The organism is Clostridium sp. UBA7339 (assembly GCF_002470865.1).
Taxonomy (GTDB): Bacteria; Bacillota; Clostridia; order Clostridiales; family Clostridiaceae; genus Clostridium_J; species Clostridium_J sulfidigenes.
Map to the genome: position 1 here is coordinate 23,306 of NZ_DKPI01000010.1, position 20,023 is coordinate 43,328.

Here is a 20,023-nt window from a genome sequence, read left to right on the forward strand (position 1 = left end):
TTTATTTTCAAGTAGTCAAATTAACCTATAGCTATATTGTAATTTGAATTTTTATTTTCTTCAACCCTTAATATTATAAATTTTATATTTTTTTTGTTATTTTGCTGAAAATAATTCTTATAGGATAGAATATATAATAAAATATTACTCTAAAAAACGTTAATATGGCATTTAATATGCTTCCGTATGCTAATATAAATATATTACTAAATAGTTTAAAGTATATAAATAATCCAATTAAATTATATACAAACACATTAAAGCTCATGTAAGCATAGTTTGTATACATCATAAAAATAAATACTATAATGCCAGTTAATATCCAGAATAGCATATCCTGTATTGCTGTTATGATGGTTCCTGGCTCTTCAAAACCTCTTATTACTCTATATACATCAAAGAAAATACCAACTAGCATTCCACTAAGTAAGGAGAATATAAACAATGCTATTTGCCTACCCATATCAAATATCATAACTCAATCACCTAAATATTTTAGAAACAATGCTATTTCGCTTCTTTGGTCTCTTTTCTTCACTTGTATATACTACATAAGATATTTTCCCCGTTATTACCACATCTCCATTTTGAACATCTAGCTTGGTCATCTTTAACTCTTCACCTCTGATATCCATATCTCCCAACACAGTTATTATAAGTATCTGTTCATCATTGAAGCTTAATATTTCTAAAACTCCATCTAAAGTCATCTTTTTTCTATTTTCTAACGCAATAAAACTCTTTTTATTTTCTAATGACATATCTTTATTTGGTTCCATAATATCCCCCTTAAACCTAAAAATATATTAGCTTTCTATAAAGATATATTCATTAAAAAATATTTTATGCTTCTATTTATTCCTTATCCTCTTCCCCACTGATTATTTCATACATATTCTTAGCCTCTTCTTTATTAACATGATTAGCAATATTTATAATTCTCGCTTTTAATAATTGATTAGCAAATTGAATTTCTATTATATCATCTTCTTTTATAGTAGTACTTGGTTTTGCTACTTTTCCATTTATGGATACTCTACCATTTTCACATACATCTTTAGCAACAGTTCTTCTTTTAATTATTCTAGAAACCTTTAAATATTTATCTAATCTCATAGTTGCCTCCTTAAACTATATAAAAATTTTAATGAAATTATACTTTATCCTGTATCCCTTTGAATAGAAGAAAAAACCCAGAACATTTCTAGGCTTTTTCAAGTAATTATTTATTTACTATGTCTTTAAATTCTTTTCCAACTTTGAAAACAGGAACTTTAGATGCTGGTATTTGTATTTCTTCTTTTGTTCTTGGATTTCTTCCTACTCTAGCAGCTCTTTCTCTAGTTTCAAAAGTACCAAATCCAACTAGTTGAACTTTCTCTCCACCTTCAAGAGCCTCTTCAACACTCTCTATAAATGCTTTTAATACCGCCTCGTTATCTTTTTTTGTTAGTCCTGACTTTTCAGCCATTTTTGCTATTAATTCTGATTTGTTCACAATAGTACCTCCTTAATGTTAATTTTACGTAATTTATATTTTAATTACATAAAATAATACTTACAATATTCTTACAAGTTACCTAGAATCCTTCTTTTTTTTGAAAAAAATTTATCTTTTTGTTGATAAATTATACTTTTTAGATTCACTCCAAAGGGTTTCCATTTCTTCTAATGTCATTTCTTTCATGTCAATACCCTTTTTAATGCCAGATTCCTCAATAAATTGGAAGCGTTTTATAAATTTATCTATAGTATAATTTACTGCAAATTCTGGGTCAATGTCAAGAAGTCTTGCAATATTTACTGTGGCAAAGATTAAATCTCCTACCTCTTCCTGTATTTTTGACACATCTGAATTTTTATATACATCTTTTATCTCTTGTAATTCTTCTATAACTTTCTCCATAGCTAGTTCTACGTCATCCCAGTCAAACCCTACCTTACCAGCCTTTTTTTGAACCTTTTCTGCTCTAATAAGTCCGGGCATACAACGTGGAACATGTTTTAATTCATCGGTATAGCTAGTAAATTTCTTTTCTTTAACTTTAATTTCATCCCAATTCTCCAATATTTCATCTGTATTTTTAACTCTTACATCTGAAAATATATGTGGATGCCTACGTATCATTTTTTCAGTTATAGCTGCTACTACATCATTTATGTTGAAATAACCCTCCTCCTTACCAATTTGAGCGTGGAATATTACTTGAAAAAGTACATCTCCTAACTCCTCAATAAGTTTATTATCGTCCATTTCGTCTATAGCTTCAATAACTTCATAACATTCCTCAACTAAACCTCTTTTTAAAGATTCATGAGTTTGTTCTAAGTCCCACATACATCCATTTTCACTCCTAAGAGTAGACATCACATTAATTAAATCCTTAAAATCTTTAGGACCTTTAAGATCTTTAGGAATATATATGGAAGTTAAGTAATCAATATCCTCTTGTCTATCTAAATCATATAGTTTAATTTTTCTTATACTTTCTTCTCCTTGTATGCCTGCTGCTCTTACAAAGTATATATCACTATCATCACTATAATATTCACATAGAGCTAACTTCACTTCAGAAGCAATAAATTTGTTATACACCTGGGTTATTATTACTCCTAATCTCTTATCCATAACCTGTTCCCTTATATCAAAGGCATCTATTATTTTTACCCCTTCTATTGGATCAATCCTTAAGCTCTCTATAACTGCATCTACAAAGCTTACTGATGGCATTAATCTAGCTTCTATTCCATTCTCCTTGCAGAGTTCTAATAATATAGTTACAGATTTTTCTGCAACTAAGGGATGACCTGGAACTGCATATACTAAGTCTCCTTCTTGCTGATAAATTTTTATAAGATCCTCTGCAATTGCCTTGTATATATGATCAAAATTATTATATTCTTCATAAAAATTATCATAGGTATTAAACTTTACACCCATAGATTCTAAGTATTTAACATTAGGATGTTTTTCTGTTCTAAAGTATATATTTTTATTACTTTTCAAAATTTCTAGTACACCTATGGTTAAAGCATCTTTAGAACCAGGTCCTAAACCAACCACTGTAATCATTTGAATCTACTCCTCTTTTAGTTTTTAATGAGCTTTCCCTTTATATCTTCAATGGTAAATATTTTAAATACAATCGATAGTATTCCAAATATTACTACACCAAGGAAAATAGCTATTAAGCAAGATATTCCATTACTCTGTGTATAATTATAGACATTATTATATATAAAAACAACAGATATTATCATAATTAATGACACAAATAAAGGTTTTATAACTACTTCATATAGGTTTATCTTTACTTTGAGCAATTTTTTAACCTCTTTCAAGTTTAAAATGCTAGTTACTGCATATCCAACTATACTTCCAATTATTGCACCATATATATTAAATCTAGAGTTACTTACTAAAACATAGGTAATGACTACCTTAAATAGACACCCTATAGCAAGATAATATACCGGTTTCATATATCTACCACAACTTTGTAAAAGCGATGTAGTAGTCTGTGTTATTATAATTAATGGTATTGATAAAGATAATAATTTAAGTATTTCATGCCCTGCTACATCCCCCATAAACACTAATCCCATAATAGGTTTTGAAAGATAAAATAACCCTAATGCACTTGGAATACCTATAACAAAAGATAACTTAAATACCATGTTTACCCTTCTGTATAATTCATTTTGATTATGCATAGAATATACCTCTGATATTATAGGTACTAAAGCTGAACATAGAGCAATAGAAAGTGCCAGTGGGATATTTTGAAGAGTCATAGCCTTACCTGTAAATTGACCATATAATATGGCACTTTCTTGAATAGTATAACCTGCTAACAAGAGTCTTTGAGGTACTATTATAGAATCAATTAAAGCCATAATAGTTCCAACTGCAGCTCCTACGGATATAGGAAATGCTGCTTGTACTAAGTTTGATAGTATTTTATTACTCCTTTTCACTTTTAATTTATAAGACTTTGATCTAACAAATAAATATTTTATTACCAAGTAAATGCTTCCCAGCAATCCTCCAGCTACCGTTCCAAATGCGGCTCCTGCTGCTGCATATTCAATTCCTTTAGGAAGTAATAAATATGCACATATAACGCCAAAAACTACCCTACCTATCTGTTCTATAATTTGAGATATTGCAGTATTATTCATATTCTGAAGTCCCTGGAAATATCCTTTAAATGTACACATAATACATACAAATATAGGTGCTGAAGATATAATCATAAAGGATTGATATGATTTATTATCCCACCTTAAGATATTTATAATATTATCTCCAAAGTACAACATTAAAAATGATATTATTATCCCAAGTGGAATCATTATTTTAAGAGTATCCTTAAGTACCTGTTTAACAGCATTGGTATCGTTGCGTGCATTATACTCTGATATTAATTTTGACATAGCAATAGGTACTCCTGATGCTATTGCTACAAAAGTCATATATATAGGGTATGACATCTGATAATATCCCATCCCTTGGTCACCAATTAATCCTTGTATTGGTATTCTAAAAAACAAACCTAAAAATCGTGCAAAAATAGTAGCTATTCCTAAAATCATAGTTCCTTTTAAAAGCGATTGTTTTTTCATACTTCCTCCTAAAATACTTTGTATAGTTAATAAGTATTTTGATGAGAAACATTTTATTACTTAATGCATATAATATATACCTAATATCAATTAACTTTAACTTCTTTAACAATGAAAAATCTGCCATAAGATGTGATCAATATCAATCCTATGGCAATAATTACATATTATACTCTTTATTTAATTTTATCTTATAGATATTTATGCTTTTTAACATTTACTGTTCCATTTGTTTTCCTAAGAATGAAGCTGCTGTTTCCGCAAGCTTTAACTCTAGTTCTCCAAACTTTACATTTTCTTTTGAAACTATAATTACTGTACCTACAGTATCTCCCTCTGCAATTATTGGTGCTACAACTTGTGTTGTATATTCATCTGCTGTCTCTCCATCACATATAGGTATTAGTCCCTGAGAGTTTTTATCTAGAAGAGTAGCCTTACGCATTTCCATAATTTTATCTACTTCATTACTAATCTTTTTATCTAAATAATCTTTCTTTGTCCCACCACTTACAGATATGATTGAGTCTTTATCACAGATTATCACTATATTACCAATAGTTTGATGTAGCGCTTCACTATATTCCTTAGAAAACTCACTCAATTCTTCTATTGGTGAATATTTTTTTAATATAACTCCCCCTTCTCTATCTGTAAATATTTCCAGCGGATCTCCTTCTCTAATTCTTAATGTCCTTCTAATTTCTTTTGGTATTACAACACGACCTAAGTCATCTATTCTTCTTACTATTCCTGTAGCTTTCATTAAATATCCTCCTTATTTATGTAAATAGTATTAATGCTATTATTATCCTTCTTAACTCAAATTTTATACATCCTAGAAATTTTTTCATTAATAAAAAATAAAAAAAGATTAATGCCAAATATGACATCAATCTCTTTCTACCAATTATTAACTTAGTTTATCTTCATATAATTTTATTTTAGCTTCTTCTTGCCAAGCAGTTACTTTTTCTACCCACACATTATATTTATTTTGTTCTAATAGAACATCCTTAATCGCTCCTTTAACATCTTCTAAAGGCTTAACAGGATACTCTTCTTTATCTAAGCACTTTATAACATGAAATCCAAATTGAGTTGATATAGGAGCCTTAGTATATTCCCCTTTCTTAAGACTTATAGCTGCCATTAAGAAAGTTTTATCATACTGATTGCTAGTATATTCAATCCAATCTAAGTCTCCACCTTTGTCCTTTGTAGCATCTGTACCTTTTTCAGTAGCAAGCTTAGCAAAATCTTCACCTTTATCTAATCTTGCAATTACGTCTTTAGCTTCTTCTTCTGTCTTAACTAGTATGTGTGCTGGCCTAACTTTATTAGGACTTTCAGTATATGAATTTGGATTACTATCATAATAAGTCTTTATTTCATCATCTGTAACAGTAACATCTTTAACTACCTCTTCATATACAGCATTAGATATTACTGCTGGTTTTAATTCTTCTAAGAAGCTCTCTTCTGTAACTCCAGCTGTTTTAAGAGCACTTTTATACTCTTCATCAGTTTTAAAGGATTTCTTTATCTCATCAAGTTTCTCTTTAGCCTTAGTCTGAACTTCTTCATCAGAAGGCACTACTCCAAGCTTTTCACCATTATTTTTTATGACAATATCATTAACCATAGTATCTAGTATACTTAATCTTTGCTTCTTTATATATTCCATAGCCTCTGAATTTTCTTTATAATTTTCTCCGTACTGAGCCTTTACTTGCTCATAAACCGTACTTAACCTACTGTCCACTTCTCCTAAGGTTATCTTTTCTTTATAAACCTTAGCAACTACTGTCTTATTAATACCTGCCTCTGTTTTTTCTATCATTCCACACCCCACTGCTGAAAGCATTAGTGTAGACGCCATTAGACCAGCTAAAATCTTCTTTAATTTTATCAATTTATTATCCTCCATTCGGTTTTTTTAGTTATTATTGCTATTCAATTTTACCATAAAAATACTATTAAATAAATAGTAGCTAAATCTATTTACTCATTGTTGATAAATCCTTAATAATATTTATAAGTATATCTAATAGCTCCTTTTTATTAATATCCTTACTCTTATACACTAGAACTGGAACATCTCCCATTTTAAATGTGATTTGTCTCTTATAATTGTCTAGTATATATTTTACCATTTCAGAAGTTAAGTATGACTTGTCTTTAAAGGTTATCTGTACTTGAATTCCAGTATCCTTTATCTCTAAAACCCCAATTTCTCTAGCAATTGCCTTTAAATAAGCTATATTCATTAAATTATAAACACTTTCTGGAATATTAGAGTATCTATCTTCAATCTCCTCAATAACCTCTAACATATGCTCATAGGATTCAATAGATGCAATCTTTTTATATACTTGAATTTTTTGAGTTTCATCCTGTATATAGTTACTAGGAATATATGCATCAATTTTCATATCTACTGTAGTTTCAATAGGTTCCTTATCTACTTCACCTTTTACAATGCTTACTGCATCTTCAAGCATTCTGCAATATAAGTCATATCCAACAGCAGACATATGACCACATTGAGCTGCTCCCATTATATTCCCTGCACCTCTTATTTCTAAATCTCTCATAGCTATCTTTAATCCTGAGCCTAATTCTGTAAAGTCTTTTATTGCCTTTAATCTTTTTTCTGCAACCTCTGTTAAAACCTTATCCTTAGTATAAGTAAAGTAAGCATATGCTATTCTATTGGTTCTCCCTACTCTTCCCCTTAATTGATATAGTTGAGATAATCCCATCTTATCTGCATTTGCTATTATCATAGTATTTGCATTCTGAATGTCTATACCAGTCTCTACTATAGTTGTACTTAAAAGTATATCGTATTTTTTATCTACAAAATCTATAATTACCTTTTCCAATTCTCTTTCGGTCATCTGACCATGACCTATAGCAACTCTAGCTTCTGGGACCAACTTTTGCAAATATGTTGCCATATCACTTATAGTTTCAACCCTATTATATACAAAAAATACTTGTCCTCCCCTGTTCATTTCCCTAATTATTGCATCTCTTATAAGTTGATCATTAAATTCTACAACGTAAGTTTGAATAGGATATCTTTCTTCAGGAGGAGTTTCTATTATACTTATATCCCTAACTCCTGTTAAAGACATGTGTAGGGTTCTAGGAATAGGAGTAGCACTTAAAGTTAATACATCTATGTTTTTCTTTATTTCCTTAATCTTCTCCTTGTGACTAACCCCAAATCTTTGCTCTTCGTCTACAATTAATAAACCTAGATCCTTAAATACCACACTCTTTTGAAGCAACTTATGAGTACCTACTATAATATCTAAATTTCCTTCTCTTAGAGCATTTAAAGTTTCTTTAACTTGAGACGCAGTTCTAAATCTGCTAATCATTCCTATTTTAATAGGAAAATCTGAAAACCTTTTTAACATATTTTTATAGTGTTGCTCTGCTAGTATTGTAGTAGGTACTAATATAGCTACCTGTTTTCCATCCATAACACACTTAAAGGCAGCTCTAAGCGCAACCTCGGTTTTCCCATATCCAACATCCCCACAAAGAAGCCTATCCATAGGTTTATCGCTTTCCATATCTTTTTTAATATCTTCAATTGCAGTTAACTGATCCGGGGTTTCCTCATATGGAAATTCTCCTTCAAACTGACTTTGCCAAGGGGTGTCCTTGGCATATTTATGCCCCTTTAAAGTATTTCTGATAGCATAAAGCTTAACCAAATCTTCAGCAATATCTTCAACAGATTTTTTTACTTTACTTCTAGCCTTTGCCCATTCACTTCCACCTAATTTATTTATTTTGGGTGATTTGCCTTCACTGCCAATATATTTTTGTACTAAATCTAATTGCTCTACAGGGACATATAAAGTATCTCCTGAATTATATTCTAAAACCAAATAATCTTTTTTATTTCCCTGTACATCTAATTGATTAATACCCTTATATACACCAACTCCATGGTTCACATGTACCACATAATCACCAAGCTTTAAATCAGTAAAGCTTTTTATTTTTCCTGCACCTTTTTTAGTAGTTCTTCTTGTGGCTTTCCTCTTAGATTGACCGAAAACTTCGGAGTCTGATATAACACATACCTTTAAATCAGGATACTCAAATCCTTTAATAGAACTTCCAAAGGTCACCACTACTTCCCCTTGCTGAATGCTAGAAACTAGGTCTTTATAAGTAGCTTCTATCCCTCTATCTCTTAAAGTGTCAATTAATCTTTCTCCCCTTGTTCTTGTACCAGATAAAATTAAAGTTCTATATCCTTTTTTCTTTTTCTCTATTATATCTTCAATAAGCATGTCTAACTGTCCATGATAATCATGAATTGTAATCTGAGAAAATGCTATTAAATTTCTTGGTTTTAATGCATTAGAAGCAGTTCCTAAACTCTGTAAAGTTATAGTTTTACTCACTTCTAAAATTTCTCCAATCATTTCTTTAGGTATTAGTAGTTCTCCTTGTTTCGGTAAAATGTTACCTCTACTTAGAAAATTTTCATAATTCTCTTCAAATTCAAAGTATACACTATCCAACTTACCCATAGCCCTATTTACATCATCCACTACAACTAAACTATCCTTAAAGTAGTCTAAAAATGTAGTTTTATTTTTATAAAAATAAGGAATATAGCTATCAATAGTTTCAAAGGTCCAAGTTTCTTCAAGACTCTCCAAATTTGTCTTAACCGTAGAATTTATTCTTTCTAAAGCATCCTTATCTTTAGATTTATTAAATCTTGATATAGCTCCATCTAATTCCTTTCTAATTTCTTCTTTTGCAAGATTTATAACCCCTTCTGTAAGAATTATCTCTTTAGCTGGAAATATTTCTACTTTATCTACTTTATCTATACTTCTTTGATTGTCTTTATTAAAAGTTCTTATGGAATCAACTTCATCATCAAAAAGCTCAATCCTAAATGGCATGCTACTAATAGGAGGATAAACATCTATAATCCCCCCTCTAACTGAAAATTGACCTATGTTTTCTACAACACTACACCTTTCGTAACCACATTGTACAAGTTTTTCGCTCAACTCTCTTATGTCTATGGTACTTTCTAAAGAAATTTCAAATGAAAATTTCTTGAATAGCTCTACAGGAGCATAGGATGCTGCTAAAGCCTCGATAGAAGTTACAACAATACATTTTCCCTCATGAAGAATCTTATTTAATACTTTCAGCCTCTCCCATCTCAAGTCCCCTGATACAGCTTCTACATTGTAAAAAGTTACCTCCCTCGTAGGAAAATAATATACATCATTACAATAAAAGCTAAGATCTTCATATATGTTTTTAGCTTCCATGTCATTATGAGTTAGCACTAGCATACTTTTTTCTATATCTTCATAAACACCATATAGTAAGTAGCTCTTACCAGATTCCGAAAGACCATGTATGCCTAATGGATACTTTTCCTCATTTATATATCTCTTTATATCTCTATATTCACTACTTAACTTTAAAGGTGTCATTACTCCTTTTAGTCTCAAAATATCACCTCTTAAACTATTTACTACTTTCCTGCATTAAAAGAATTAAATTTATTCATTGCTTGATTAATTCCTTCATTTATGATCACTGATACTGCATCCACTGCTGCCTCAAAAGATTTTTCAATAATCTCTCTATCTTCATTAGAGAATCTTCCTGTAACAAACTCAACTAAATCATAGGCTGGCTCTCCAATTCCAACTTTAATCCTTGAAAAACTATCAGTACCTAAATGAGAAATTATATTCTTAATACCATTGTGACCGCCTGCACTTCCTTTTCCCTTTATTCTAAGTCTTCCAACTTCTAGACTAATATCATCGTATATAACTATAATATTTTCTACTGGTATTTTATAAAAGTCTATTATACTTCTAACGCTTTCTCCACTTAAATTCATATAAGTTTGAGGTTTTAAAAATATAACCTTTTCATTGGCTATACTACTCTCACCGTATACTCCTTTAAATTTTGTCCTATTTATACTAAAGTTATACTTTTTTTCACACATATCAACTACATCAAACCCTACATTATGTCTTGTTTTATCATATCTATCTCCCGGATTTCCTAATCCCACAACTAAATACATAATTACCTCCAATATATTCTATAACATAATATCTCTTAACATAAAAATAATCTTCTTTGACTATTATACTAGAAGTTTTACCTAAAATAAAATAAAAGTAGCATCCCTAAATGCTACTTTTTATATATTACTCTGAAATCTTTATTTTAAAGTCAACATAATCACCATTTTTGAATACTTTATATTTTATTGTCTCTCCACTTTTAAATTTACTCATTATAGAATTTATGTCACTGACAGTATTAACTTTCATACCATTCACTTCAACAATTATATCTGTTGGCCTAATTCCAGCTTCATAAGCTAAACCATTTCTTGTAACTTCCTTTGCATATACTCCATCAATACCATTTTCACTTTGGGAAATAGCCTCTTCCCCATAAACTCCCATATGGTTAATAAGAGAATCTTGCTTATCTAAAATTCCATAGGTAATAGGCTCTAGATCCTCTGCGGAAATATAAAAACTATTTTTTAAAAATTCATTGTGATATGTCATAGTAGTATTATTTACTCCTATAAGTTCTCCATCCAAATTACATAAAGCTGCTCCAGTATTGATAAACTTAGGAATAACTGAAGTCTTTATCATTCTTAAAGACTCAGCTACTTTAGTTTCTCTATTTTTAAATACTATATTTTCTCTAGTATTTAACACCGTACTTACCTCTATATTTTCATTAAAAGATTTACCCAGAGGATTTCCTACACTAATAACTCTATCTCCCTTTTCAATCTTAGTAGAATTCTTAGCTATAGTCATAGGTTGTAATGCATCTCCATTTATTTTAATCATAGCAATATCATAAATACTATCAAATCCTATTATAGATGCATTATATACAATGTCATTGTGTAACTTCACTTTAACACTGGTTGCATCCTCAATACCTAAATAGCTAGTTATAACATATTGTCCATTTTCTATGACAACGCCTACTCCTACATTAGTTTCTTTTATACACTTATCATCTGCAATAACCTTAATAATTGAAACAACAGATTGGGCTGCTTTGTGAGCAGCTGATTGAAGCTTTGAATTAGTGGTATTAACTTCTTCGTCTTTATTATTACCTTGAACATAATAATTTTCGTTTTCAGTGTTTACCACTAAAGCTGTAACAGCCCCACCTAAGGAGGCTACAAATAAGCAAAATATAGTAATTGCAACAATTTTACCTTTACGTCTTTTCTTAATTTTGTTAAAGGTTATTTTTGCTTTAACATCCTTATAATCATCATTAAAATTGCTCATAATAGCCTCCTTCCTCTTAGCTTCTTAAGATTATTACATACTCTTCTTTGCTAATTGTAAAGTAAATATAAATTCAACTCCATTTTCTTTATTACACGCCCATATTTCTTCATCATGTAAGCTAACAATCTTTTTAACTATAGAGAGCCCTAATCCTGTACTCACTTTTTGTGTTCTTGATTTATCAACTTTATAGAATCTTTCCCAGATATGTTTAATATCTTCTTCATCTATATTAGATCCCTCATTAAAAATTGATATATTAGCCTTCTTACCTTTTTTTCTACAGGATATTTGTATCAATCCATCTTCTTTTCCATATTTAATAGCATTATCTAAAAGATTAGTTATAACTTGTGTTATTTTATCTCCATCTGTAAGTACCCAGAGTTCACTTCCTTCAAAAAATACCTGTACATCCAAATTTTTATTTCTTATTCTATTTTCATTTCTCAATATGCATATTCTCACTATTTCATTAATGTCCACAGGTACCTTCTCCAGCTTATAAGTACCCGATTCCACTGCTGATAAATCAAGTAAATCATTAATAAGTCTTGTTAATCTTTGTATTTCTTCATAGGCTATATTTAGATAATACTTATGCTTTTCATCAGGAACTACTCCATCTAAAATTCCACCTATAAATCCTTTTATAGATGTCATTGGAGATCTTAACTCATGAGAAACATTTGAAATAAACTCTTTTCTATTTTGTTCTACCTTTTGTAGCGAGTCTGCCATCACATTAAATGCATTTGCAAACTCCTCCATTTCATCATCAGAATGAATTTCAACTCTTTTATCTACATCTCCTTGAGCTATTTTTCTTGCAACCCCACTCATTTCTGATAACGGATTAACTATCATCTTTTGAGAAAAATAATAAATTACGATACAAGAAGCAATTACAGCGAAAACTGCAGATAACCAAATAATTTGATAAACATTAGAAAGTGATTTATCTAAAATATCTGTTGATACACTAAATAAAGTGGCTCCCATAGATTGCCCTTTAGCATCTTTTACAACTTTCATCATAACGTATACTTTCTCATCCATATAAACTCCATACTCATTAAAAGCATCTATATAATCACTATTGTTTATATTTTCCAAATCATCATGAAAAATCTGTTTCCCTATGAGTGGAGTATATTTAATGTTAGTAACTGAATAAACATATCCATTACTATCTACGAGAACTATATCATCATTTATATATGTTGATATAAACTTTATATTTGTAGTTAATTCTTCATATGATGATGCCCCAGTTAAATATTTTGTTGCAATACCTTCAATTATATCTGCCTGTCTAGTAAGATCACTTTGTCTCGTCTTTATAAAATAATCTTGAAACCAAAAGGAAAGAAATGCAGCTAAAATAGTAAAACTTACTGTAATTATAATGGTGTAAGTAACAACCATTTTAGAAAATAAGCTATTTTTCACCATCTATTTCACCTCAAATTTATATCCAACTCCCCAAACAGTTTCTAACTGCCAATTATCTCCTCCTGATACTTTTTCTCTTAATCTCTTCACATGAACATCTACAGTTCTTGAATCTCCTGGATAATCATATCCCCACACTTCACAAAGCAGTTGTTCTCTTGTAAATACTCTGTTTTTATTACTTGCTAAGAAGTGTAATAATTCAAACTCTTTAGGTGGCATTTTAATTTCATGTCCCATGTATGTTACATTATATGAATTTATATCTATAACTAAATTATCAAAGGTTAATGTTTCTTTACTATCACCCTCTGCAGTATATCTTCTTAGAACAGCCTTAACTCTAGCCATAAGTTCCTTAGGTTCAAAGGGTTTTACTATATAATCATCTGCTCCAAGCTCAAGTCCTAAAACTTTATCAAAAGTTTCTCCTTTTGCAGTTATCATTATAACTGGTGTTTCATTATCCCTTCTTATCCACTTTAGCACATCTATGCCATCCAGGTATGGTAACATAACATCTAAAAGCACTAAATCAGGTTTATAACTAGTAAATGCTTCTTGAGCCTCTCTTCCGTCATTGGCCACCTTAACATGGTATCCTGAATTCTCCAAATACATCTTTATTACTTCACATATATTTTTATCATCATCAACAACTAATATCTTTCCTAAATTACCTTCCATTGATATCCCTCCTAAATACTTAAGATATTTTATTTAATTTACGAATATAATTTCTACATAATATCTTTTATAATATTATATAACAATAACTTTAAGTCCAAGTATTTTCTCATTAAAATTAATATTTTTAACAAAATATTTATAAAGTTATGGTGAAAACATTCCTTTTTATACTAAAAATAGGGGAAGAAAAACTTCCTCCCCTAAATAAAACCAAATTACTGTCCAAACTTATTATGAATACATATAATATTTAATATTATTCATCAAAAAGCTTGCTTACAGAAACTTCTTCATATATTCTTCTAATAGCTTCTGCAAATAACGGTGCTATAGATAATATTTTTATCTTATCAAGCATTTTTTCTTGTGGTAGATGAATACTATCAAGCATAACTAGCTCTTTTATCACCGATGCTTCTAGTCTTTCTATGGCTGGACCAGAAAGTACAGCATGTGAACAACAAGCATATACTTCAGTAGCACCCATTTTAACTAAAGCATTAGCACCATTACAAATAGTTCCAGCTGTGTCTATCATATCATCTATTAGTATAACCTTTTTACCTTTTACTTCACCGATTATATTCATAACTTCAGCTACATTAGCCTTTGGTCTTCTCTTATCTATAATAGCTATTGGAGCGTTTAGTTTATCAGCAAACTTTCTTGCTCTTGTAACACTACCAAGATCTGGTGAAACTACAACTACATCATCACAATCTTTAAATCCTTTTTCTATAAAGTAATCACTTAGTATTGGTGAACCCACTAAATTATCAACTGGAATATTGAAATATCCTTGTATTTGAGCTGCATGTAAGTCCATAGTTAAAACTCTATCTGCTCCTGCTGCTGTAATTAAATCAGCAACTAATTTTGCTGTAATTGGATCTCTTGCCTTTGCCTTTCTGTCTTGACGTGCATATCCATAGTAAGGAATAACCGCCGTTATTCTTCCTGCTGATGCTCTCTTAAGTGCATCAATCATAATTAAAAGTTCCATTAAATTATTGTTTACTGGGGCACTAGTTGGCTGTATAACAAATACGTCCAGTCCTCTAACAGTTTCTCCAATATTTACCGCAATCTCACCATCACTAAAAGTAGTAACTTGACTTTCTCCAACAGAAAGCCCTAAGCGGTTTGCAATATCAGCAGCTAATTCTGGATATGAGTTTCCTGCAAAGATTTTAATGTTTCTTCCATGGCTTATCATTTATGTAGTCCTCCTAAAATTTTATTTGTTTTTATTTTTATCATATACCCAGTTCTCTTTATTTATTTGCCTAGCTCTTGCTATAGCTAAGGAGCCCTCTGGTATTTTCTCGGTTATTGTTGATCCAGCTGCAATATAAGTATTATCTTCTACCTCAACTGGTGATACTAAGTTAGTATTACATCCTATAAATACATTGTTTCCAATTGTAGTTTTATATTTTGCTTTTCCATCATAATTTACTACAACAGTTCCACACCCAAAATTACATTTTTCTCCCACTTCTGCATCTCCTATGTAAGTTAAGTGAGATACCTTAGTTCCGTCACCTATTGATGATTTTTTAATTTCAACAAAATCGCCTATCCTTGCATTTTCACCTATAGTTGTTTCTGGTCTTATATACGCAAAAGGTCCAACTGTAGTATTATTTCCAATCTTACTGTTTAATACTACAGAATTTTCTACAGTTACATCATCACCAATTATACTATTAGTTATTCTGTTATTTGAGTATAATACGCAATTTTCACCAACTACCGTAGTTCCTTCTATGATATTCCCTGGATATACAACCGTATCTTGACCTATAATTACATCACATTCTATATAGGTGCTTCTAGGGTCCATAATTATAACACCATTATCCATATGGTTTCTATTTATTCTACTTCTCATTATATCATTAGCAACAGAAAGCTCTACCTTTGAATTTACTGCTGTAATTTCTTCTACATCAACAGCAATAGCTCCAACTTTCTTACCTTCATTTTTTAATATTTCTATTACATCTGTTAAATAGTACTCACCTTGATTATTATTATTATTAAGTTTACCTAAGGTATTTAATAATATGTCTATATCAAAACAATACATCCCTGAGTTAATTTCATTAACTTTTACTTCTTCTTCATTACAATCCTTAAACTCTACAATTTTCTCTACTTCTCCTTGAGAATTTCTAATTATTCTTCCATACTTTAGAGGGTCACTCATTATAGATGTCAATATTGTAGCACTACATTTTTGTTCTTCATGATATTTAGTAAGCTTTGTAACTGTTTCTTCTGTTATTAGAGGCCCATCTCCAACAAATATAGATACTGAACCTTTTTTACCTTTTAAAAATTCTTCTGCACACATTACTGCATGCCCAGTACCTAATTGTTCTTCTTGAACTGAGTAGAAAATATTTCTACTTTCAGTGCCTTTTCTAACTTTATCAGCACCTTTTCCAATAACCACACTTACTTCTTCTACTCCGGACTTTCTTATATTATCTATAACATGGTTTATCATTTCTTTTCCACAAACTTTGTGTAGAACCTTAGGAGTATTAGATTTCATTCTTTTACCTTCGCCAGCAGCAAGGATTATAGCACATTTATACAATTCATACACCTCTTCATTTAAAATGTAATTAGTCTTTCCTGATAAATTATTCTATAATAATTTAAAACTAATATTTATTAAATTTTCAATATTAATCTATCATATTTATTATTTTTATATACTACTTCTATACTATTATATTGAAACTGTTACACTTTTTCAACCAAAGTATATTTTTTACATGAAAATATATATTAACGATATACTATTAACGATACACAAAATAAAAAGGAGTGCTACGCTCCTTTTTATAATTAGACTATTTCATCTTCTACTTGCTCTTCATTTTTTACTTTTTCATACTCGTCAAGTATAGATTTTTGAATTTTCTCTCTTGTTTCTGTATTAATTGGGTGAGCTATATCCTTAAATTCTCCATCAGGAGTTCTTCTACTAGGCATAGCTATAAAATTACCACTTTGACCCTCAATTATCTTGATGTCATGAACCACGAATTCATTATCTAAAGTTATAGATACTATAGCTTTCATTTTTCCTTCTGTGGTAATTTTTCTAATTCTAACGTCTGTAATTATCATGAAATTCCACCTCCAAGATGTGCTTTCATGTATTATTCTACTAATGCATTGTAAATCCTTCTATTTGTCGAAACATTTTCCATATTTTTTTGTAACTTATTCGTTTTTTTCACTAGATGGACTAACAATCGCAATTCCATCTTCTCCAATACCATAAAAATTTACTAATGAAATATAATCATCTACCAGCTTATCCTTAACTTCTACATTATCTATTAAAAAACCACTACCTAATAATTCACTATCAAATTCACTTAAAAGCTCTTTAATTCCCTTTGCAGTTCCTCCACCTCTCATAAAGTCATCTACAAATACACATCTGCTACTTCTCTTCATAGACTTTGTTGATAATGTCATAGTTTGAAGTCTATTGCTTGAACCAGAAGCATAATTTATGCTTACTGTAGTACCTTCTGTATACTTAGTATCATGACGTACTGTAACAAGCTGAACTCCTAATTGTTTTGCAACCTCATAACCTAATGGAATACCTTTAGTTTCTATTGTAACTACATAATCCACGTTCATATCTTTAAATTTACTAGCTAATATTATTGCTGAATTTTGAATAATACTTGGATTATATGCTATATCTGTTATATATAGAAAATTACCCGGAACAACTCTAGATTGCTGTCTTAGTGCTTCACACAAATCTTCTAAAAACTGTTTTCTATCTTCATTTGATTTTTCATTTATAAATCTTATTCCACCTGCAGCACCTGCTACTGTTTCTATCTTTCCCATGGATAAACCTTCTATTACTTCTCTAACTATAACAATATCTTCACTAATAGTAGATTTTGCTGCATTGAATTTCTCTGTAAATAAATTTAAAGTTATAACCTTATTAGGATTTTCTGTTAAAACTTTTGTTATACCAATAACCCTTTGGTTTCTATTAAATTTATGCTTAATTTTCTCCATACAAACTATACCTTTCCGAATTTTATCTTTATTTTTGCCTTTATTATTCACCTTTATTCTATCTGTTTTATTACTATATTACAATTACTTTTTTTATTTTCTTTAATATACTATTTAAAACAATATAAATTCATCTTTTATGTTAATCACAGATTAATTAGCAAAAAAATATCCTCATTGTAAATAAAAAGAGCTACTTCAAAATAAAGATTAAATAAATCTTCATTTTGAAATAGCCTTTAATTTCAATATTATTTTATAATATCTATCAACTACATGCCACCATTTTCGAAGTCAAAGGATTCCTTTTTGTAAATTCATTAGCTTCTTGTATATTTCTAGCTTTAAATAAAAGTTTTCCTCCATTCTTATTTAAAACTCCACCACAAAGCATGTATTTCTGACCACCTATTTCTTTATCATCTTCTAAAAAATTTATACCTTCAAGTCCTTGCCCATCTGCCTTATACTTTAACTCAATGAATAAATCTTTGTTTCCCATTCTTTAACCCCCATATCTGTTCTCATATTTACATGATATCGAACATACGTTCAATTGTCAATATTATTTTATTTCATTACTAAAAATTATTATCAATACCTTTTAATTCACTGCATATCTCTTTATCTTTAAATATGTATATTCAAAAACAAATAAAATATAACTACTATTTTACATATAACATTGATAATATCTCTCCTTTGACTTATACTGAAAACGTATAATACTACTAAGAAGTTACTTGTGGGGTGATTTTATGTTTATTAAAAACTATGAACCTATGAACGAAAACTTATGGCAAGGAAGAATAGACAGTGACGATAATTTTGATGCTTTTAGATGGCATCAATGGATAACACCTCTTGATCTTCGAAGAGATGATCTTGAGCCTCTTGATGGACTAAATTTTGCACTTTTAGGCTTTTGTTGCCATGAAGGTGTAAAAAAAAATAAAGGTCGTATAGGTGCCATGAATGGTCCTATATCCATCAGAAAAGAGCTTTCAAATCTACCTTGTACTTTTAATCAATCGGTAAAAATTTTTGATGCCGGAGATATCATAGTTGAGGACATTTCTCTTGCTGAAGGGCAAAAGCTTTTAAGCGACTGCGTGTCTAAGTTACTAGATCTGAATATTTTTCCTATAGTTCTAGGAGGAGGACATGAGACAGCCTTTGGGAACTATAATGGGGCTCTATCTCATCTGGATAAAATATCTTGTAAACCTCGAATCGGAATTATAAATTTTGATGCTCACTTCGATCTTAGACCATATAATAACGAGGGAAGTTCTGGAACTATGTTTAAACAAATCTCTGATATTTGTCATGATAAAAACATGGATTTCTCCTATTTCTGTATTGGGATACAACAGCACAGCAATACAGTGGATCTATTTAAAACCGCTAAAAAACTAGGTGTTCAATACACCCTTGCGAAAGACATCCTATATAGTGATGGTTGGCAACTTTTAAGAGAGCTAAATACCTTTATGAGAAACCAAGATTATATATATGTAACTATTTGCTCAGATGTATTTTCTGCCTCTTTTGCACCAGGGGTTAGTTCTACGCAAACCTTAGGTCTAAACCCAGAAATAGTTATAAAACTACTTAAACATATTTTAAAGTCAAATAGGGTTATAACCTTTGATATATGTGAAGTGGCACCTAGATTTGATAAAGATAATATCACTTCTAACTTAGCTGGAGTAATCATCTTCTCCATTGTTAATACTCTTTGCAAATTACAAAACTTACAGCACAACTTTTTAACATAATTACATAATAAAAAAGTCCTTAGTCTAAAC

The 20,023-nt window shown here is 30.1% G+C and carries 19 protein-coding genes; 1 reads left to right on the plus strand and 18 read right to left on the minus strand.

What is annotated here, in order from left to right:
* Positions 1–82: 82 nt before the first annotated feature.
* The 18 genes from yabQ to B2S02_RS10770 all read right to left on the minus strand — a co-directional run bounded on the left by yabQ (position 83) and on the right by B2S02_RS10770 (position 18,714).
* Positions 83–475 (minus strand): spore cortex biosynthesis protein YabQ, encoded by a 393-nt coding sequence (gene yabQ, locus B2S02_RS10685; protein ID WP_035132492.1) that lies wholly within the window; start codon positions 473–475, stop codon positions 83–85.
* Between the two features lie 7 nt (positions 476–482).
* On the minus strand, positions 483–779 hold the full coding sequence (yabP, locus tag B2S02_RS10690; protein ID WP_346848846.1) for a sporulation protein YabP: 297 nt from the start codon (positions 777–779) through the stop codon (positions 483–485).
* Positions 780–855: 76 nt separating this feature from the next.
* Positions 856–1,116 carry an RNA-binding S4 domain-containing protein gene (locus B2S02_RS10695; RefSeq protein ID WP_346848845.1) on the minus strand — a complete coding sequence of 87 codons (261 nt, stop codon included), beginning with the start codon at positions 1,114–1,116 and terminating at the stop codon, positions 856–858.
* Positions 1,117–1,222: 106 nt separating this feature from the next.
* Entirely contained in the window at positions 1,223–1,498 is a 276-nt protein-coding gene (locus B2S02_RS10700) for an HU family DNA-binding protein (protein WP_035132498.1), read from the minus strand.
* A gap of 111 nt (positions 1,499–1,609) precedes the next feature.
* Positions 1,610–3,073, minus strand: coding sequence for a nucleoside triphosphate pyrophosphohydrolase (gene mazG, locus B2S02_RS10705; protein WP_346876360.1), 1,464 nt, complete (start codon positions 3,071–3,073; stop codon positions 1,610–1,612).
* A gap of 17 nt (positions 3,074–3,090) precedes the next feature.
* Positions 3,091–4,626 carry a polysaccharide biosynthesis protein gene (locus tag B2S02_RS10710; protein ID WP_346876359.1) on the minus strand — a complete coding sequence of 512 codons (1,536 nt, stop codon included), beginning with the start codon at positions 4,624–4,626 and terminating at the stop codon, positions 3,091–3,093.
* Between the two features lie 217 nt (positions 4,627–4,843).
* Positions 4,844–5,392, minus strand: coding sequence for a stage V sporulation protein T (gene spoVT / locus B2S02_RS10715; RefSeq protein ID WP_035132504.1), 549 nt, complete (start codon positions 5,390–5,392; stop codon positions 4,844–4,846).
* 147 nt (positions 5,393–5,539) lie between these two features.
* Positions 5,540–6,541 (minus strand): peptidylprolyl isomerase, encoded by a 1,002-nt coding sequence (locus B2S02_RS10720; RefSeq protein ID WP_346848842.1) that lies wholly within the window; start codon positions 6,539–6,541, stop codon positions 5,540–5,542.
* 85 nt (positions 6,542–6,626) lie between these two features.
* On the minus strand, positions 6,627–10,142 hold the full coding sequence (gene mfd, locus B2S02_RS10725) for a transcription-repair coupling factor (RefSeq protein WP_346876358.1): 3,516 nt from the start codon (positions 10,140–10,142) through the stop codon (positions 6,627–6,629).
* Positions 10,143–10,165: 23 nt separating this feature from the next.
* Positions 10,166–10,735 (minus strand): aminoacyl-tRNA hydrolase, encoded by a 570-nt coding sequence (gene pth / locus B2S02_RS10730; RefSeq protein ID WP_346848840.1) that lies wholly within the window; start codon positions 10,733–10,735, stop codon positions 10,166–10,168.
* A 127-nt stretch (positions 10,736–10,862) separates the two neighbouring features.
* Complete coding sequence (locus tag B2S02_RS10735) at positions 10,863–11,990, minus strand: S1C family serine protease (protein WP_346920695.1); 1,128 nt, start codon at positions 11,988–11,990, stop codon at positions 10,863–10,865.
* 33 nt (positions 11,991–12,023) lie between these two features.
* The gene (locus tag B2S02_RS10740; RefSeq protein WP_346848874.1) at positions 12,024–13,445 is read right to left on the minus strand and encodes a HAMP domain-containing sensor histidine kinase; all 1,422 of its coding nucleotides are present in this window, start codon (positions 13,443–13,445) and stop codon (positions 12,024–12,026) included.
* A 3-nt stretch (positions 13,446–13,448) separates the two neighbouring features.
* On the minus strand, positions 13,449–14,135 hold the full coding sequence (locus tag B2S02_RS10745) for a response regulator transcription factor (RefSeq protein WP_346876357.1): 687 nt from the start codon (positions 14,133–14,135) through the stop codon (positions 13,449–13,451).
* A gap of 259 nt (positions 14,136–14,394) precedes the next feature.
* A complete protein-coding gene (locus tag B2S02_RS10750; RefSeq protein WP_035132514.1) occupies positions 14,395–15,354 on the minus strand; it encodes a ribose-phosphate diphosphokinase in 960 nt (319 codons plus the stop codon).
* Between the two features lie 21 nt (positions 15,355–15,375).
* Positions 15,376–16,746, minus strand: a complete 1,371-nt coding sequence (glmU, locus tag B2S02_RS10755) for a bifunctional UDP-N-acetylglucosamine diphosphorylase/glucosamine-1-phosphate N-acetyltransferase GlmU (RefSeq protein WP_346876356.1) — start codon at positions 16,744–16,746, stop codon at positions 15,376–15,378.
* A gap of 254 nt (positions 16,747–17,000) precedes the next feature.
* Positions 17,001–17,285 (minus strand): septation regulator SpoVG, encoded by a 285-nt coding sequence (gene spoVG, locus B2S02_RS10760; RefSeq protein WP_035132518.1) that lies wholly within the window; start codon positions 17,283–17,285, stop codon positions 17,001–17,003.
* A gap of 96 nt (positions 17,286–17,381) precedes the next feature.
* Positions 17,382–18,212: a pur operon repressor gene (gene purR / locus B2S02_RS10765; protein ID WP_035132520.1), complete on the minus strand. Its 831-nt coding sequence runs from the start codon at positions 18,210–18,212 to the stop codon at positions 17,382–17,384.
* Between the two features lie 268 nt (positions 18,213–18,480).
* The gene (locus B2S02_RS10770) at positions 18,481–18,714 is read right to left on the minus strand and encodes a hypothetical protein (RefSeq protein WP_346848836.1); all 234 of its coding nucleotides are present in this window, start codon (positions 18,712–18,714) and stop codon (positions 18,481–18,483) included.
* Positions 18,715–18,970: 256 nt separating this feature from the next.
* Here B2S02_RS10770 and hutG point away from each other — a divergent pair, with 256 nt between their 5' ends.
* The gene (gene hutG / locus B2S02_RS10775; protein WP_346848835.1) at positions 18,971–19,993 is read left to right on the plus strand and encodes a formimidoylglutamase; all 1,023 of its coding nucleotides are present in this window, start codon (positions 18,971–18,973) and stop codon (positions 19,991–19,993) included.
* Positions 19,994–20,023: the final 30 nt, after the last annotated feature.

Coding starts and splice junctions, on each gene's coding strand:
- hutG (WP_346848835.1), top strand. CDS start 18,971: ATGTTTATTAAAAACTATGAACCTATGAACGAAAACTTATGGCAAGGA.
- B2S02_RS10710 (WP_346876359.1), bottom strand. CDS start 4,626: ATGAAAAAACAATCGCTTTTAAAAGGAACTATGATTTTAGGAATAGCT.
- B2S02_RS10750 (WP_035132514.1), bottom strand. CDS start 15,354: ATGATAAGCCATGGAAGAAACATTAAAATCTTTGCAGGAAACTCATAT.
- spoVT (WP_035132504.1), bottom strand. CDS start 5,392: ATGAAAGCTACAGGAATAGTAAGAAGAATAGATGACTTAGGTCGTGTT.
- B2S02_RS10770 (WP_346848836.1), bottom strand. CDS start 18,714: ATGGGAAACAAAGATTTATTCATTGAGTTAAAGTATAAGGCAGATGGG.
- yabP (WP_346848846.1), bottom strand. CDS start 779: ATGGAACCAAATAAAGATATGTCATTAGAAAATAAAAAGAGTTTTATT.
- yabQ (WP_035132492.1), bottom strand. CDS start 475: ATGATATTTGATATGGGTAGGCAAATAGCATTGTTTATATTCTCCTTA.
- B2S02_RS10745 (WP_346876357.1), bottom strand. CDS start 14,135: ATGGAAGGTAATTTAGGAAAGATATTAGTTGTTGATGATGATAAAAAT.
- purR (WP_035132520.1), bottom strand. CDS start 18,212: ATGGAGAAAATTAAGCATAAATTTAATAGAAACCAAAGGGTTATTGGT.
- B2S02_RS10695 (WP_346848845.1), bottom strand. CDS start 1,116: ATGAGATTAGATAAATATTTAAAGGTTTCTAGAATAATTAAAAGAAGA.
- mazG (WP_346876360.1), bottom strand. CDS start 3,073: ATGATTACAGTGGTTGGTTTAGGACCTGGTTCTAAAGATGCTTTAACC.
- pth (WP_346848840.1), bottom strand. CDS start 10,735: ATGTATTTAGTTGTGGGATTAGGAAATCCGGGAGATAGATATGATAAA.
- B2S02_RS10735 (WP_346920695.1), bottom strand. CDS start 11,990: ATGAGCAATTTTAATGATGATTATAAGGATGTTAAAGCAAAAATAACC.
- spoVG (WP_035132518.1), bottom strand. CDS start 17,285: ATGATAATTACAGACGTTAGAATTAGAAAAATTACCACAGAAGGAAAA.